Here is a 13566-nt window from a genome sequence, read left to right as displayed (position 1 = left end):
GTTTATGGCCGCACCGGTTCCCGTTTCCCGGAGAACAAGCGCGCGGTTGAAGACAAGGAAATGGGTCCGATCATCGCGACCGAGATGACGCGCTGCATCCAGTGCACGCGCTGCGTCCGCTTCGTGACCGAGGTCGCCGGTTCACCCGAGATCGGCATGATCGGTCGCGGTGAAGATGCCGAGATCACCACCTATCTTGAGAGCGCGGTCCAGTCGGAATTGTCCGGCAATGTGATCGATCTCTGCCCGGTTGGTGCGCTGACCTCCAAGCCCTACGCCTTCAATGCCCGCCCGTGGGAGCTGAAGAAGACCGAGACCATTGATGTGATGGACGCGCTCGGCTCGAATATCCGCGTCGATGCCCGCGGCTCCGCCGTGTTGCGCATCCTGCCGCGCGTCCATGAGGGCGTGAACGAGGAATGGATTTCCGACAAGACGCGCTACGCCTGGGAAGGCCTCGGCCGTCAGCGTCTCGACAAGCCCTATGTCCGCGAGAACGGCAAGCTGCGTCCGGCGGACTGGCCTGAAGCGCTCACCATCGCGGCTGAAAAGCTGGGCGGTGACGCCTCGAAAATCGGCATGATTGCCGGTGATCTCTGCTCGGCCGAGGAAATGAAGGCTGCCAAGGATCTCGCCGACGCGCTCGGCGTGGTCTCGACCGATTGCCGCCAGGACGGCGCCAAGATGGGCGGGGGCGCACGTGAGGACTATCTCTTCAACGCGACCATCGCCGGGATCGAGGAGGCCGATGCCATCCTCGTCATCGGCGCCAATCCGCGCAAGGAAGCGGCCATCCTCAATGCCCGTATCCGCAAGACCTGGCTGCACAATGACACCCAGGTCGGCGTGATCGGCGAAGCGGTTGACCTGACCTACCCCTATGAGCATGTCGGCACGTCTGCTGATATTCTTGCCGGTCTCAAGAAAAAGCGTTCCGGCTTCATCAAGACCCTCAAGGACGCCAAGCGTCCGCTGATCCTGGTCGGTTCCGGCGCCCTGACGCGCGCTGATGGTGCCCAGGTATTGCGCGCCGCCGGTGAACTGGCTGATGCGGTCGGGGCTGTCAGCGCCGAGTGGAATGGTCTTTCCATCCTGCATACGGCCGCCAGCCGCGTTGCCGGTCTCGATCTCGGCTTTGTGCCGGGCGAGGGTGGTCATGACGTGGCGGGCATGCAGTCCACCGCGCTCGACACGGTTGTGCTGATGGGCGCGGACGAGCTGGATATGAGCCAGTTCGGCGATGCCTTCGTGATCTATGTCGGCAGCCATGGCGATGCCGGCGCCCATCGCGCCGATCTCATTCTGCCGGGCGCCGCCTGGACCGAACAGGATGGTATCTTCGCCAATACGGAAGGCCGCGTTCAGCTGGCTTACCGGGCGACCTTCCCGAAGGGCGATGCCAAGGAAAACTGGGCCATTTTCCGGGCCCTGTCCGAGCGCCTCGGCAAGACCTTGCCCTACAACAACCTCACCGAATTGCGTCACAAACTGTTCGAGGATGTTCCCGTCCTGGCGGGAATCGATCACGCACCGGGCGCGCGTGAGGGTTATGACGCCAAGGCAGCCGGGGCTGCCGGTGATGTCGAGGCGAGCGATTTCGTCCCGGCGGTTGGCAATTTCTACTTCACCAACCCGATCGTGCGGGCGTCCAAGACGCTGGCGGAATGCTCCGCCCTCGCGTCCGGTCCGGCCCAGATGGCTGCGGAGTAAGCGATGACGGATTTCATCGAACAATTCGGTGTCTGGGGCGGCCTGGGCATGGCCCTGCTGCAGATCCTGGCCTTTGCCGTTGTCCTTTTGATTTCGCTGGCTTTCCTGCTGCTGATGGACCGCAAGGTCTGGGCCGCGGTGCAGATGCGCAAGGGACCGAATGTGGTTGGCGCCTTCGGCCTGCTGCAGTCTTTCGCCGACTTCTTCAAATTCGTGTTCAAGGAAGTCGTGATCCCGGCCGGAGCGGATCGCTCGCTCTACCTGCTGGCGCCGCTGATCACGCTGATCCTGGCCTTCGTGACCTGGGCGGTTGTGCCGGCTGCGCCCGGCTGGGTGATTGCCGACCTCAATGTCGGTGTCCTCTACCTGTTCGCCATGTCCAGCCTGGGTGTCTACGGCATCATCATTGGCGGCTGGGCCTCGAACTCGAAATATCCTTTCCTCGGCGCGCTGCGCTCCGCGGCCCAGATGGTCTCCTACGAAGTCTCGATCGGCTTCATCATCGTCACCGTGCTCCTGTTCGCCGGCTCGATGAACCTGTCTGACATCACCGAGATGCAGGCCGGCGGCTTCTGGAACTGGAATGTCCTGTCCTTCCACGCCTGGCCGATGCCGATGTTCCTGGTGATGATCCCGATGGCGGTGATCTTCTTCATCTCGGCCCTGGCCGAGACCAATCGTCCGCCTTTCGATCTGCCCGAAGCGGAATCGGAACTCGTCGCCGGTTACCAGGTCGAGTATTCCTCGACTCCCTACCTGCTCTTCATGGTCGGTGAGTATCTCAACATCGTGCTGATGTGCGCGATGACGTCGATCCTCTTCTTCGGCGGTTGGAATGACCCGTTTGGCCTTGATGTGTCCGACTGGCCCTACATGGCCTCGCACGCCTGGTACTTCTTCTGGTTCGCCGCCAAGATCGTCTTCTTCTTCTTCATGTTCGCGATGGTGAAGGCCCTGGTGCCGCGCTACCGCTATGACCAGCTGATGCGGCTGGGCTGGAAAATTTTCCTGCCTATCTCTCTGGCCGCGGTCGCCTTGGTCGGCGCCGCCGTCGTTTACGGACCTCAGGGGTAAGTCATGGGACGCATTCAACAAGCCTTGCGCGGCGCGCTCCTGATGGACTTCTGGTCCGCTTTCGGGCTCGGCATGCGCTATTTCTTCGCGAAGAAGGCGACGCTGAACTACCCGTTTGAAAAGGGGCCGCTCAGCCCGCGTTTCCGGGGTCAGCACGCCTTGCGTCGCTATCCCAACGGCGAAGAGCGTTGTATTGCCTGCAAGCTGTGCGAAGCCATCTGCCCGGCGCAGGCGATCACGATCGAGGCCGAGCCGCGCAGTGACGGCTCGCGCCGGACCACGCGCTACGACATCGACATGACCAAGTGCATCTATTGCGGTTACTGCCAGGAGGCATGCCCGGTCGATGCAATCGTGGAAGGCCCGAATTTCGAATTCGCCGCCGAAACCCGCGAAGAACTTTTCTACGACAAGGCAAAACTGCTCGAGAACGGCGATCGCTGGGAACGGGAAATTGCCAAGAATTTGGAACTCGATGCGCCTTACCGCTGATGCGGTGGGTGTTGTTGGGACGCATTTGAGAGGACGAGGGCGCCATGCTCGCTAATCTGGCTTTCTGGGCCTTTTCCGGAGTGGCGATTTTGTCGGCCTTGATGGTCGTCATCGCGCGCAACCCGGTGCGGTCGGTACTGTTCCTGATCCTGGCCTTCTTCTCGGCGGCCGGGCTCTTCGTGCTGCTTGGCGCCGAATTCCTGGCGATGCTGCTGATCGTTGTCTATGTCGGCGCGGTCGCGGTCTTGTTCCTGTTCGTCGTGATGATGCTGGATGTCGACTTCACCGAGTTGAAGCAGGGCTTTTTGAGCTATCTGCCGCTTGGCGGGCTGGTCGCGCTCATCCTGGCCGTCGAGCTGGGCATGATCGGCATGACCTGGCAGGCCTCTGACCAGGCCATGGCGCTGCGCGATGCGGCCATTCCGGAGGGGATGACCAATGTCGAGGCGCTCGGTCTCGTGATCTACGACCAGTATGTCTATTTCTTCCAGGCTGCGGGCCTTGTGCTGCTGGTCGCCATGATCGGCGCCATTGTGCTGACCCTGCGCCACAAGCCGGGTGTGCGCCGCCAGAGTGTCAGCGCGCAGGTCGGCCGGGATCGCAAGGATGCGATCTCCATGCATGACATCAAGCCGGGACAGGGGATTGGGGAATGATGGACGTCGGACTGGGACATTATCTCGCCGTCGCCGGTGTGCTCTTCACCATCGGTGTTTTCGGCATTTTCGTGAACCGCAAGAATGTCATCATCCTGTTGATGTCGGTCGAGCTCATCCTGCTCTCCGTCAATATCAACCTGGTGGCCTTCTCGGCTCATCTCGGCGATCTCGCCGGGCAGGTCTTTGCGCTGTTCGTGCTGACCGTGGCGGCCGCGGAAGCGGCGGTCGGTCTGGCCATTCTCGTCGTCTACTTCCGCAACCGGGGTGATATCTCGGTTGAGGGCGTCAACCTGATGAAGGGCTAGGGGATCATGGCACCCATTATCGTCTTCGGGCCGCTCCTCGCATCGGCCTTTGCCGGACTTCTTGGCAATCATGTCGGCCATCGCACGGCGCAGATCGTCACCACGGCGACGGTCCTCCTGTCCTTCGTGCTGTCGGTGATCGTCTTCTTTGATGTCACCTATGGCGGCAATGCCCAGACCATCCATCTGGCGACCTGGATGAGCGTCGGTGCCTTTGACGTCTCCTGGGCGATCAAGCTGGATAGTCTGTCAGCGGTAATGCTGGTGGTGGTGACCTCGGTCTCCTCGCTCGTGCACATCTATTCCTGGGGCTATATGGAGCATGACCCGCACCGGGCGCGCTTCTTCTCCTATCTCTCGCTTTTCACCTTCGCGATGCTGTCACTGGTGACCGCCGACAACTTCCTGCAGCTCTTCTTCGGCTGGGAAGGTGTGGGGCTGGCCTCCTATCTGCTGATCGGCTTCTGGTACAAGAAGAAGTCGGCCAATGACGCCGCCATCAAGGCCTTCGTGACCAACCGGGTCGGCGATTTCGGCTTTGCACTGGGCATCATGGCGCTCTTCCTGGTCTTCGGATCGGTGACGTTTGACGATGTCTTCGCGGCAATTCCCGAACACACGGATGCGGTGCTGGCCTTTGCCGGCATGGAGTTCAATGCGATCGAGCTGATCGCCTTCCTTCTCTTCATCGGCGCGATGGGCAAGTCGGCGCAATTCTTCCTGCATGTCTGGCTGCCGGACGCCATGGAAGGCCCGACGCCGGTCTCCGCGCTGATCCACGCCGCGACCATGGTCACCGCCGGTGTCTTCCTGGTCTGCCGGGCTTTTCCGATCTTCGAGAATGCCGAAGCGGCCTCGGCCTTCGTCACCGTCATCGGTGCCACCACGGCGCTCTTCGCCGCGACGGTCGGCATGGCCCAGAACGACATCAAGCGCGTGGTTGCCTATTCGACCTGTTCGCAGCTCGGCTACATGTTCTTCGCTGCCGGCCTCGGCTTGTATGGCGCGGCCATGTTCCACCTGTTCACGCACGCCTTCTTCAAGGCGCTGCTATTCCTCGGCTCCGGCGCGGTGATTCACGGCGTCCATGACGAGCAGGACATGCGCAAGATGGGCGGCCTCTACAAGATGATGCCCATGACCTGGATGATGATGCTCATCGGCACGGTGGCCCTGACCGGGGTCGGCTTCTCATTCGGAGTGCTGGGCCTCTTGCCCTGGGATCTGGGTTTCGCCGGCTTCTTCTCCAAGGACGCCATCATCGAGGGTGCCTTCATGGCGGGCCGCGAAGGTGTCTTCTTCGGTATTCCGGCCTTCTGGTTCGGTGTCGTCGCAGCCCTGCTGACCAGCTTCTATTCCTGGCGCCTGATCTTCATGACCTTCCACGGCAAGTTCCGCGGTCCCAAGGAGGTGTATGAACACGCCCATGACCCGAAATTCGCCATGGCGATGCCGCTGGTCGTGCTGGCCATTGGTGCCATCTTTGCCGGGGGTATCTTCAAGAAGGACTTCATCGGCGAGAATGCCGGGCATTTCTGGCATGACGCTGTTCCGGCAGCATCGCATGGTCCGGCCGTGGCCGGTGATCATGGCGAGGCGGCGGCCTATGGCGACGACCATGCCGAAGCCGATACGCATGCGGCTGACGACGCCCATTCTCCCGCTGATGATGATCACGGGGCGGAGGCGGCTTATGCGTCGTCAGACGACCACGCCGAAGCCCGCGAGGGCGATCATGGTGGCGGCCATCATCCGCCGACCTGGGTTCTGCTCTCGCCCTTCTTCGCGACCCTGTTCGGGTTCGGACTGGCGATCTGGTTCTACCTGATCAATGAGGGTATGGGCGCCCGGATCGCCGCGCGCGGTGGTCCGCTCCACTCCTTCCTCTACAACAAGTGGTATGTCGACGAGATCTATCATTTCGTCTTCGTCCGCGGGGCCAAGGGCCTGGGCGATCTGTTCTGGAAGATCGGTGATGTGAAGCTGATCGACGGGCTCGGCCCCAATGGCGTGGCCGGTACAACGCTCGCTGCCGCCCGACGCCTGGCCAAGGGCCAGTCCGGTTTCCTCTATCACTACGCATTCGTCATGCTGATTGGTGTCCTCGGCTTCTCGGTCTGGATTCTCGTCAGCCAAGGGGGTCTTTAAATGTTCGGCGAATTTGAAGCCTTCCTGTCGATCCTGACCTTTGTTCCGGCGCTCGGCGCGCTGGTGATTGCGATTTTCCGCTTCACCGCCCGCAATGAAGACCAGGGACTGATCGACCGAAATTCGCGCTGGGTGGCCTGGCTGGCCACCATGGTGACGTTCGGGATGTCGATTTTGCTTCTGGCGAATTTCGACACCGAGGCGACCGGATTCCAGTTTGTCCATGAAGTGACCTGGCTCGAGCAGATCGGTCTGGGTTACCGTATGGGCGTGGACGGGCTGTCAGTCCTCTTTGTGGTTCTGACCGCCTTCCTTATGCCGATCTGCATCATGGCCTCGGGCGCGATCAAGGCCCGCGTCGCCGATTACATGATCGCCTTCCTGCTGCTGGAAACCATGGTCATCGGCGTCTTCTGTGCGCTCGACCTCGTTGTCTTCTACATCTTCTTCGAAGGCGGCCTGATCCCGATGTTCATCATCATCGGTGTCTGGGGTGGTCAGAATCGCGTCTATGCCGCGTTCAAATTCTTCCTCTACACCCTGCTCGGCTCGGTGCTGATGCTGGTCGCGATGATCGCCATGTTCCTGCAGGCCGGTACGACCGACGTGACCGTGCTGCTGGAAACCGAATTCGCGCGGGATGCCCAGATGTGGATGTGGCTGGCCTTCTTTGCCTCCTTCGCCGTGAAAATGCCGATGTGGCCGGTTCATACCTGGCTCCCGGACGCCCACGTGCAGGCGCCGACCGCCGGTTCGGTCATCCTGGCCGGTGTGCTGTTGAAGCTGGGCGGTTACGGCTTCCTGCGCTTTTCGCTGCCCATGTTCCCGGAGGCGAGTGATTATTTCGCGCCGATGGTTTTCGTGCTGTCGATCATCGCCATCATCTACACCTCGCTGGTGGCCTTCCGTCAGACCGATATCAAGAAGCTGATCGCCTATTCCTCGGTCGCCCATATGGGCTTCGTGACGATGGGTCTGTTCGCGATGAATGAAACGGGGGTCCAGGGCGCGCTCTACCAGATGATTTCTCATGGCTTCATCTCCGGCGCGCTCTTCCTCTGTGTCGGTGTGATCTATGACCGCATGCACACCCGCGAGATTGCCTTCTATGGGGGTCTGGTTCACCGCATGCCGGTTTTCGCGGCGATCTTCGGCCTGTTCGCGATGGCCAATGTCGGCCTGCCCGGCACATCCGGCTTTGTCGGCGAGATCATGACCATGGTCGGCGCCTTCCAGGTCAGCTGGTGGATCGCCACCGGTGCCGCGGTCGGCGTGATCCTGTCAGCCATGTACATGCTGACCGTTTATCGCGATGTCGTGTTCGGCGAGATCACCAATCCGAAGCTGGAAAACATCACGGACCTGAACCGGATGGAGTGGCTCATCTTCGTGCCGCTCGTCATCGGCACGCTGGTCCTCGGCGTGTTTTCCACCCTGATCACGGATGTCACCGCGACCGCGGTCAATCATCTGATTTCCAATTACGATGCGGCGCTCGCTGCATCGGCTCAGTAGGAGAAGCCAGCCATGACGGCCGACATGCTTTCCCAGGATCTGTCGCTTCTCATTCCCGAGCTCGTCCTCGCCGGCGGTGCCCTGGCCCTGCTGATGCTTGGCGTCTTCCTGAGGGAGGACAAGGCGTCCGGCCTCATCCAGTGGCTGACCATCGGCCTTCTGGTGGCGGCCGGTCTTGCGGCGCTGTTCCTGGTCAGCGGCGAGGGCACGGCCTTCAATGACAGCTTCGTCTTCGACAGTCTCGCCCGCTTCTCCAAGACCGCCATCGCGCTGGTTGCGGCGATCGCGATGCTGCTGGCCATGCCGTATCTGAAGACGGAAAATCTCGGCAAGATCGAATACCCGGTCCTGGTCGCGCTCGCCGTGACAGGCATGGTGATGATGGTCTCGGCCAATGACCTGATCGCCATGTATATGGGCATCGAGCTGCAATCGCTGGCGCTCTATGTGCTGGCCGCGTTCAATCGTGACAGCCTGCGCGCCTCCGAGGCCGGCCTGAAATATTTCGTGCTCGGCGCATTGTCCTCCGGCCTGCTGCTCTACGGGGCGTCGCTGGTCTATGGTTTCGCGGGTTCGACAGGATTTTACGATATCGCCCTGGCGGTGGAGAGCGGCAGCAATGTCGGCCTCACGGTCGGCCTCGTCTTCGTGATCTGTGGTCTCGCCTTCAAGGTGTCCGCCGCGCCCTTCCACATGTGGACGCCGGATGTTTACGAGGGCGCACCGACCCCGGTGACGGCCTTCTTTGCCACGGCCCCGAAATTCGCCGCCATCGTGCTGCTGGCGCGCGTCTTGATGGAGCCTTTCGGCGCGGTCGTTGATCAATGGCGTGACGTGATCTGGATGATCGCTGTCCTGTCCATGGGTGTGGGGGCTTTCGGCGCGCTGACCCAGCAGAATATCAAGCGCCTGATGGCCTATTCCTCGATCGGCAATATGGGCTATGCGCTCGTTGCCGTTGCGGCCGCCAGCCAGACAGGCCTGTGGGCTCTGCTGGTCTTCATGTCGCTCTACATGGTGGGCGTGATCGGCTCCTTTGCCGGTATCCTGTCCATGCGGACTCGCGAGGGCATGGTGGAACAGGTTTCCGACCTTGCCGGTCTGGCCCAGCGCAATCCCGGTCTCGGCTGGTCGATGACGGCGCTGATGTTCTCCATCGGCGGGCTGCCCTTCATGGTCGGCTTCTTCGGCAAGTTCTTCGTCGTCTATGCGGCGGTCCAGGCTGACATGATGATCCTCGCCGTGCTCGCCGTTCTCTTCTCGGTGGTTGGCGCGGCCTATTATCTGCGCATTGTGAAGGTGATCTGGTTCGACAGTTCGGACATTGAATTCGTGCCGTCTGCGGTCTCCACCTATTGGGTGGCACGGATCGCCGGCCTGGCGACGATCCTCCTTCTGCCGGTCCTCGGCTGGCTGGTCTTCCGGGCCTACTCCGTCGGCTTGTCGCTGCTCTAGCGGGCGCGACTTGTCTGACCCCCAGCCCCGGATTGAGTGGGTCGAGGAAACCGCCTCGACCAATGCCGATATCAAGGCTCGCGCAATCGATGGCGAGCGCGGTCCGCTCTGGCTGGCTGCGCGGCGCCAGACCGCCGGGCGAGGGCGCCGGGGTCGGGCCTGGAGCTGCCTGACCGGCAATCTCTTCACCACCGGCCTCTACACCTTCCAGTGCGATCCGGGCCGCGCCGCGGAATTGTCCTTCGCCGCAGCCAATGCGGTCGGTGCTGTCTGTGACGCGGCACTCGGTGACCCGGCGCTGACCCGCCTGAAATGGCCGAATGACGCGTTGGTCTCCGGTCGCAAGGCGGCCGGGATCCTTCTTGAGAGCGGCCCGGCGCCCGGGGGCGGGCTCTGGCTCGCAGTCGGGATCGGAATCAATCTCGCCGATGCGCCCGAGGATGTTGACCGACCGGCTACGGCGCTCGCCATCCATGGCCGCACCCTGGCGCCGGACGCTGCTCTCGACATCTTGATCACGGCGTTTGAGCGCGAGCGCCGGGACTGGCTGCTGGGCGGGTTTGGTCCGATCCGTGACCGTTGGCTCACGCGGGCGCACGGGCTGGGCCAGAGCTGCGAGGCGCGGCTTGAAAACGAGACTGTCAGAGGCGTGTTCTCGGACCTCGGGCCCGACGGCGCACTGCGACTGGACTTGGTTGGCGGCGGTCGCCGGTATATCTCCGCAGGAGACGTGTTTTTCCCCGACGCGGGATGAAAGGACAGCCATGCTGCTCGCCATCGATTGCGGCAATACCAATACGCTCTTCGCCATCCATGACGGAACGGACTGGGTCGCGCAGTGGCGGTCGGGCACCGACTCGACCCGCACCGCGGATGAACATGCCGTCTGGCTGTCCCAGCTCATGGCGTTGCAGGGGCGTTCCTTCGACGACATCAGCGCCTGTGTGATCTCCACGGTTGTGCCCCAGGCGCTGTTCAATCTGCGCAATCTCTCGCGACGCTATTTCAAGGCCGAGCCGGTTATTGTCGGCGAGCCGGGCGTGCGGATGGATATCGAAGTGCGGTTGGAACGTCCCCAGGACGCCGGCGCCGACCGTCTGGTCAATGCGCTGGGTGCGCGGGCGGTCTATGACGGTGCCCTGATCATCATCGATAGCGGTACGGCGACCACGTTTGACGTCATTGCCCCGGATGGTGCCTTCGAGGGCGGGATTATCGCGCCGGGGATCAATCTTTCCATGCAGGCCCTGCATGCCGCCGCGGCCAAACTGCCGCGGGTCGCGATCGCCAAGCCTCAGCGTGTGATGGGCAAGGACACGGTGTCGGCGATGCAGTCGGGGGTCTTCTGGGGCTATATCGATCTGATTGACGGACTGGTGCAGCGGCTCAAGAGCGAGTACGCCCAGCCCATGACCGTGATCGCGACCGGCGGTGTCGTCTCCCTTTTCGACGGCGCGTCCAAGGCAATTGATCACTATGACGCGGACCTCACCATCCGCGGTCTCCTCGAAGTCTGGAAACTCAATGGCGGTACCAATTCTTGACCGATAGCCTCTACTTCCTGCCGCTCGGCGGATCCGATGAAATCGGCATGAATCTCAATCTCTACGGCTATGGACCGGAGGGCGAGCAGAAATGGATCATCGTCGATTGCGGGGTCACATTCGGTGATCTGACGACGCCGGGCGTGGATCTGATCATGCCCGATCCGCGATTCATCGAGGAACGCCGCGATGATCTGATCGGGATGGTGCTCACCCACGCTCATGAAGATCATATGGGCGCGGTTGCGCATCTCTGGCGTCGCTTGCGCTGCCCGATCTGGGCGACGCCCTTCACGGCCTGGCTGGTGCGCGACCGTCTGCGGGAATTTGGCTTGCTGAACGAGGTCGAATTGCACGAGATGGCGCTGGACAGCCGTTTCAGCCTCGGCCCGTTCGATCTGCAAATGGTCACGCTGACCCATTCCATTCCCGAACCCAACGGAATCGCCATTCGCACGCCGGCCGGCATGGTCCTGCACACCGGTGACTGGAAGATCGATCCCAATCCGTTGATCGGCGAGGTCACCGACAGCGACGCCATCTCCGCCATCGGCGATGAGGGTGTGCTGGCCATGATCTGCGACAGTACCAACGTCTTCACACCGGGCGAGGCCGGTTCGGAAGGCGATGTCCGGGACGAATTGATCAAACTGGTCGGCGAGTGCGGGACGGGCAAGGTGGCGATCGCGTCCTTTGCCTCCAATGTCGCGCGGCTGCAGTCGGCCATCCAGGCTGCCGAGGCCAATGGTCGCCGGGTCTGTCTGGTCGGCCGCTCCATGCACCGCATGACGGCGGCAGCCAAGTCCGTCGGCATGTTGTCGGATGTGAAGGCCTTCATCAGCGAGGAAGATGCGGCGCGCTTCCCGAACGACAAGATTCTCTATCTGTGCACCGGCTCCCAGGGCGAGCCGCGGGCGGCGCTGTCGCGCATTGCCGAGGGCAATCACCGCAATGTCTCGCTGAGCAGCGGCGATACCGTGATCTTTTCGAGCCGGGTCATCCCCGGCAATGATGTCGGGATTTTCCAGCTTCAGAACCGCTTGGCCGAACGCGGTGTGAACATCTTCACCGAAAAGGATCGGCCGATCCATGTGTCCGGCCATCCCTGCCGCGACGAGCTGGCGCAAATGTATGCCTGGGCCAAGCCGAAAGTGGCGATCCCGGTCCATGGTGAGCGTCGCCACTTGCTCGAGCATGCCGCCTTCGCGCGCGAACTCCAGGTCCCGCAATCGGTCTCGGTGCGCAATGGTGACATGGTCCAGATCCGCAGCGACGGCACTGCCTCCATTGTTGATGAGGCACCGGCCAGCCGTCTCCATGTCGACGGGAATTTCATCGTCGATGCCGGCGCCGATTCCATGCGCGAACGACGCAAGCTGGCCCATGCCGGCCAGATTGCCGTGGCCATGGCCGTGACGGATACCGGTGAGTTGGTCTCCGGTCCGGAAGTCCGCATGCAGGGAGTGCCGGAAGACGCCAATCTATCGCTGGATGGATTTGCTGACGCCCTGGCGGACGAGGCCGAGCGGGCCTTCGATCGCCTGTCCAAACGCGATCGCCGTGATGTCGAGCGGGCCGAGGAAGAGGTTCGCCGGGCTGTGCGCCGCGAGGCCAACCGGATCTGGGGCAAGAAGCCCTGGGTCGAGATTTTGATGCTGGAAGTCTGACGAGGAGACCATCGCCATGAAGATCGGACGTTTGAACCATGTCGGCGTGGCCGTCCCCGATATCGAGGCGGCTAAACAAACCTATGCCGACCTCTATGGTGCGACCGAGGCGACCGAGACCCGGGATTTCCCGCATCTCGGCGTGCGCGTTTCCTTCGTGCATCTCGACAATTCCGAGATCGAACTGATCGAGCCGTGTGGTGATGACAGCCCGATCCACAAATTCCTCGAGCGCAATCCCAAGGGCGGCCAGCACCATCTCTGTTTCGAGGTTGCCGATATCATCGCCGCGCGCGATGCCATGCAGGCCAGGGGAGCGACCGTGCTGGGCACGGGTGAGCCCTATATCGGGGCCCATGGTGTGCCGGTGATCTTCATCCACCCGAAGAATAGTCATGGCCAGCTGATCGAGCTGATGCAGGAGCCGATGCGATGATGACCTGGCTCAAGCGTGCACCCGTTGCCATAGCGGGCCTGCTCTGGCTCTCCGGCTTTTTCATCCGCGATGGCGGGGTTGGTGTGGTCAATGGCGTCGTGGTCTTCCTGATCGTCTGGTGGCTCTTCTTCTTCACCATGCTGCCGATCGGTGTGCAGTCCCAGGAAGAGAGCGGGGATGTGGTCGAGGGCTCCGAGCGCGGCGCGCCGCAGGCGCCGAACCTGCCGCGAAAAATGTGGTGGTCGACCGTCGCGGCCTCGACCGTCTGGATCATTTACTTCATCGTCAATGAAAGCGGCGTTCTGGCGCCGTTCATGCCGTCTGGCGCTTACTAACAGAAACGACCTGACGTGCAGTCCCGGAAGGGGTGGGGCTGTGCTTGTCTGAAATGGGGAACAAGATGACCGAACCAGTATCGACGCCGGAACCCAAGCGCCGCGGCGCCTTCACGCGCTTTCTTGACGGCGTCGAATGGCTCGGCAATCTCCTGCCGCACCCGGTGACCCTCTTTGCCATCCTGGCGGTCGGTATCGTGCTCCTGTCCGGACTGTTCGGCTGGCT

Annotated in this window: 14 protein-coding genes; all 14 read left to right on the top strand. The window is 62.0% G+C overall.

Annotated elements, in window-relative coordinates; all coding sequences use genetic code 11:
• Positions 1–1710 (top strand): NADH-quinone oxidoreductase subunit NuoG (gene nuoG / locus QZ266_RS07310; protein ID WP_295693319.1); only part of this gene is annotated, 1710 nt, incomplete at its 5' end.
• A gap of 48 nt (positions 1711–1758) precedes the next feature.
• A complete protein-coding gene (gene nuoH / locus QZ266_RS07305) occupies positions 1759–2784 on the top strand; it encodes an NADH-quinone oxidoreductase subunit NuoH (RefSeq protein WP_367178216.1) in 1026 nt (341 codons plus the stop codon).
• A 3-nt stretch (positions 2785–2787) separates the two neighbouring features.
• A complete protein-coding gene (gene nuoI, locus QZ266_RS07300; RefSeq protein WP_295693313.1) occupies positions 2788–3276 on the top strand; it encodes an NADH-quinone oxidoreductase subunit NuoI in 489 nt (162 codons plus the stop codon).
• A gap of 44 nt (positions 3277–3320) precedes the next feature.
• On the top strand, positions 3321–3932 hold the full coding sequence (locus tag QZ266_RS07295) for an NADH-quinone oxidoreductase subunit J (RefSeq protein WP_295693310.1): 612 nt from the start codon (positions 3321–3323) through the stop codon (positions 3930–3932).
• Positions 3932–4240 (top strand): NADH-quinone oxidoreductase subunit NuoK, encoded by a 309-nt coding sequence (nuoK, locus tag QZ266_RS07290; RefSeq protein ID WP_301063207.1) that lies wholly within the window; start codon positions 3932–3934, stop codon positions 4238–4240. The genes QZ266_RS07295 and nuoK overlap by 1 nt, the downstream gene beginning before the upstream one ends.
• Before the next feature lie 6 nt (positions 4241–4246).
• Positions 4247–6388, top strand: a complete 2142-nt coding sequence (nuoL, locus tag QZ266_RS07285) for an NADH-quinone oxidoreductase subunit L (protein ID WP_295693305.1) — start codon at positions 4247–4249, stop codon at positions 6386–6388.
• Positions 6389–7903 carry an NADH-quinone oxidoreductase subunit M gene (locus tag QZ266_RS07280; RefSeq protein ID WP_295693303.1) on the top strand — a complete coding sequence of 505 codons (1515 nt, stop codon included), beginning with the start codon at positions 6389–6391 and terminating at the stop codon, positions 7901–7903.
• Between the two features lie 12 nt (positions 7904–7915).
• Entirely contained in the window at positions 7916–9358 is a 1443-nt protein-coding gene (nuoN, locus tag QZ266_RS07275; protein WP_295693301.1) for an NADH-quinone oxidoreductase subunit NuoN, read from the top strand.
• A gap of 10 nt (positions 9359–9368) precedes the next feature.
• Complete coding sequence (locus tag QZ266_RS07270; protein ID WP_295693298.1) at positions 9369–10112, top strand: biotin--[acetyl-CoA-carboxylase] ligase; 744 nt, start codon at positions 9369–9371, stop codon at positions 10110–10112.
• A 10-nt stretch (positions 10113–10122) separates the two neighbouring features.
• Positions 10123–10902, top strand: coding sequence for a type III pantothenate kinase (locus QZ266_RS07265; RefSeq protein WP_295693295.1), 780 nt, complete (start codon positions 10123–10125; stop codon positions 10900–10902).
• Positions 10903–10949: 47 nt separating this feature from the next.
• Positions 10950–12569: a ribonuclease J gene (locus QZ266_RS07260; RefSeq protein WP_367178215.1), complete on the top strand. Its 1620-nt coding sequence runs from the start codon at positions 10950–10952 to the stop codon at positions 12567–12569.
• A 16-nt stretch (positions 12570–12585) separates the two neighbouring features.
• Positions 12586–13005 (top strand): methylmalonyl-CoA epimerase, encoded by a 420-nt coding sequence (gene mce / locus QZ266_RS07255; RefSeq protein WP_295693290.1) that lies wholly within the window; start codon positions 12586–12588, stop codon positions 13003–13005.
• Complete coding sequence (locus QZ266_RS07250) at positions 13002–13340, top strand: DUF1467 family protein (RefSeq protein ID WP_295693288.1); 339 nt, start codon at positions 13002–13004, stop codon at positions 13338–13340. The genes mce and QZ266_RS07250 overlap by 4 nt, the downstream gene beginning before the upstream one ends.
• A 65-nt stretch (positions 13341–13405) precedes the next feature.
• Positions 13406–13566: AbgT family transporter (locus QZ266_RS15320; RefSeq protein WP_367178214.1), on the top strand; the 161-nt coding region annotated here is incomplete at its 3' end.

It is taken from the genome of uncultured Maricaulis sp. (assembly GCF_905480005.1).
GTDB lineage: Bacteria > Pseudomonadota > Alphaproteobacteria > Caulobacterales > Maricaulaceae > Maricaulis.
The sequence above is the reverse complement of the archived record's forward strand: the minus strand, read 5'-3'. Positions and strand labels throughout refer to the sequence as shown.

Coding starts and splice junctions, on each gene's coding strand:
- QZ266_RS07265 (WP_295693295.1), top strand. CDS start 10,123: ATGCTGCTCGCCATCGATTGCGGCAATACCAATACGCTCTTCGCCATC.
- nuoN (WP_295693301.1), top strand. CDS start 7,916: ATGACGGCCGACATGCTTTCCCAGGATCTGTCGCTTCTCATTCCCGAG.
- QZ266_RS07250 (WP_295693288.1), top strand. CDS start 13,002: ATGATGACCTGGCTCAAGCGTGCACCCGTTGCCATAGCGGGCCTGCTC.
- nuoL (WP_295693305.1), top strand. CDS start 4,247: ATGGCACCCATTATCGTCTTCGGGCCGCTCCTCGCATCGGCCTTTGCC.
- mce (WP_295693290.1), top strand. CDS start 12,586: ATGAAGATCGGACGTTTGAACCATGTCGGCGTGGCCGTCCCCGATATC.
- QZ266_RS07295 (WP_295693310.1), top strand. CDS start 3,321: ATGCTCGCTAATCTGGCTTTCTGGGCCTTTTCCGGAGTGGCGATTTTG.
- QZ266_RS07280 (WP_295693303.1), top strand. CDS start 6,389: ATGTTCGGCGAATTTGAAGCCTTCCTGTCGATCCTGACCTTTGTTCCG.
- QZ266_RS07260 (WP_367178215.1), top strand. CDS start 10,950: ATGAATCTCAATCTCTACGGCTATGGACCGGAGGGCGAGCAGAAATGG.
- nuoI (WP_295693313.1), top strand. CDS start 2,788: ATGGGACGCATTCAACAAGCCTTGCGCGGCGCGCTCCTGATGGACTTC.
- nuoH (WP_367178216.1), top strand. CDS start 1,759: ATGGCCCTGCTGCAGATCCTGGCCTTTGCCGTTGTCCTTTTGATTTCG.
- nuoK (WP_301063207.1), top strand. CDS start 3,932: ATGGACGTCGGACTGGGACATTATCTCGCCGTCGCCGGTGTGCTCTTC.